2 protein-coding genes and 1 pseudogene are annotated in these 2,504 nt (G+C 60.9%); 1 reads left to right on the forward strand and 2 read right to left on the reverse strand.

The window, feature by feature from the left end; genetic code table 11:
* Positions 1-569, reverse strand: a pseudogene (locus AC1D0Z_RS19550) (GGDEF domain-containing protein); the annotation flags it as partial.
* A 309-nt stretch (positions 570-878) separates the two neighbouring features.
* Here AC1D0Z_RS19550 and AC1D0Z_RS19555 point away from each other — a divergent pair.
* The gene (locus tag AC1D0Z_RS19555) at positions 879-1,187 is read left to right on the forward strand and encodes a hypothetical protein (protein WP_477659840.1); all 309 of its coding nucleotides are present in this window, start codon (positions 879-881) and stop codon (positions 1,185-1,187) included.
* 29 nt (positions 1,188-1,216) lie between these two features.
* On the opposite strand, the gene AC1D0Z_RS19560 is transcribed toward AC1D0Z_RS19555, so the two are convergent.
* Positions 1,217-2,504 (reverse strand): class I SAM-dependent methyltransferase (locus AC1D0Z_RS19560; protein ID WP_477659841.1); only part of this gene is annotated, 1,288 nt, incomplete at its 5' end.

Below are 2,504 nucleotides of genomic sequence, written 5' to 3' on the forward strand. Positions count from 1 at the left end.
AGCGTGTAGAACCCTTCAGTGATACTTTCCAGGGTGATGCCCAGACGCGTGGCAAGCCGCTGGGCGTCCTCTCCGGTCTGCTGTCCGGACGAGCCGCCTGTGCTTGCCGGTCCCGCTGTTTGCTTCTGCAGTTCGAGTTGCGCAGTGATCAATCCAGCCAGCGTGTCCTGGTCCTCTTCCTGTGCAGCATCGAGACCGCGTGAAACCCTGTCCATGACAGCCAGCACACCCAGCGGAACGCCATCTCCACCAGCCAGCGGCACACCCCGGTAAAAGTGGATACCGGGAGCGCAACGGGCGGGTAGGTGCGGCTGGCGTGGCGGGTTTTCGAGTGTGGCGGTGCAGAGCGTCACCAGGCCTTCACGTTCATGCGGCGCAAAGCCGGTGCCCGCCTTGAAGAGCGCCTGGCCATTTTCCAGGGCCACCAGGATGGCAATGGGCGTGGCGCAGGACCGGGCAGCCAGCTGCGTCAGCCGGTCCGTGTTGCCGGGGCTTGATGCGGCCGGCTCTTCGCCTCCTGGTGGCAGGACGTGTAATGCAAACGTTGAATCGACGGTGGAAACGGGCACGGAACATCACCTGCTTTTCAAAACGACAGTCCTTGATGCTGATGCATGGCATCCGGAATTGGCGTCAGCGGTGTGTGAGATTTGCAAGCGTTGGCGATAAAGCGTTGCAAAACGTTCTGTTGCTTACTTGGGGGCGAATTTGTCCTACGCTGGTACTTGTTGCTGCCTCACCGCATTGCGCGGTATCGCATTGCATGCTGTGTCATCCGTTAATGACCTCTTTCGATGACCTGTTGTATCGCTGTCGCCCTTGCCGCATGGCGCCTGCCGACGACCCTGACCTTTCTCTTTAGCGAAGCACATATCCCTATGCCCCCTCTTGAACTCGATCAATTGCAGCAATGCCCCGATATCGACACCCTGCAAATGGTCCTCAGGAACATGTGTTCCCGTTTTGGGTCGATCACCCAGCTCAATATCCTGCCGGCCTCTCATGCGGGAAAGCAGCAGGCGCTGTGCTTCCTGCGCATGGCCTCAGACGAGGAGGAGCAACGCCTGATGAGCGGCCTGGGCATCGGGCGCTTTGGCGGGGAGCTTGTGGTGGTCGTGGATCTGCAGACTACAGAGACCTTGATGGCGCCCGAACCGGAGCCCAGACTGTCCGGCTCTGCGGCATAGACATCACCTGGAGTGGCACCTTGCGGTTGTTATGCAGCGGCCGGCATGCCGCCCGAAGGGTGCCTGAGCAGCAACCGGTCAAGAGTGGCCAGCGTATCAAAGGATTCGGCAAAGTCGGCAAACAATGCGGCGTTGTCGGGTGCCGCTGCCTTGCCGTGCCACGCGGCGCGGAACTGGTCAAAGATTTCCCCAAAACTCCTTTTTCCATCCACCAGTGCGAGGATTTTTGCGCCGTATTTCCCCGGGTTGACCATGAATTCAAGGCCTGAGTGCTGGTGCCTGAGCATGAAGGGCTGGCCCCGGTTGCTGCTGAACACCTGCGCCGCGATGTCGCCGGTCAGCGGCTCGTGGTAGAAAAACGGCACGTATTCCGGATCGCCGTACGGCGCCTTGCAGGCCGCGCCGCGCGTCACATACAGTGAGTGGGTGATCAGGGTCCCGGACATCAGTTCGGCCATTTCGTATTGTTTTCGCCGCGGCAGTTTGCGTAATGCTGCCGCGATGGCCGGCGGTTTGCTTCCCAGCACCATGTGGGGCAAATAGGGCGAAAGGCCGCKCTGCACGTCGGTGAACTCCAGGTGCATGCCGTGCCCGCTCTTTGCGCCATCCGCTTTGTCGCCCAGCCAGTCAAACAGCTCGCCCACGCTGTATGAGCGGTCCTGCGAATGGAGCAACAGGTCGTAGATGCCTGCGTCGCCCATCTTGTGGTCGTGGTGCAGGTCTTCGCTGCGCTTGAACCAATTGGTAGCGGGCAGGCTGGCCAGCACGTCGCGCGTGTTGGCGATTTTCCGCTGCGCATCCGCCTCGTCGCCGTTGACCAGGCGCATGAGTTCCTGCATCTGGTACACGCCGGTGCGGCCTGTGGTGGCATACACCATGAGCCCGATGGCGCCATCGTCTTTGAGCACGCTGCGCAACGCCTTGAATCCCGCATCGGGATCGGCCAGGTGATGCAGCACCCCGCTGCAATTGATGTAGTCGAAGGTGCCGAGCCCTGCTGCCAGCGCGGGCAGATTCAGCAACGAATCGTGAACCCATGTGATGTTGGCCAGTCCACGAATCTGCGCGCGCTCCTTTGCCAGTGCGATGCTGGCTCCGCTCATGTCGAGATGCACGATCTGGGCGTCGGTATGGCGCAACTGCTCTGCCAGAAAAATGGTGGCATCGCCGGTGCCGCCACCTGCCACCAGCGCTCGAAAGCCCTTCTGGAACGACTGCTTTCCCGCAAAGCAATAGTGATTGATCATGGGCAGGTCTTCCAGCCACGTCCGCACCAGGCGCTTGTGGTCGTCTTGCGGGTTGCAAGGCGGATAAGGC

The sequence above is a fragment of the Polaromonas sp. P1_E3 genome (genome assembly GCF_056405935.1).

Bases quoted from the DNA above. Each gene is read 5' to 3' on its own strand.
- AC1D0Z_RS19555 (WP_477659840.1), top strand. From the start codon at position 879: ATGCCCCCTCTTGAACTCGATCAATTGCAGCAATGCCCCGATATCGAC.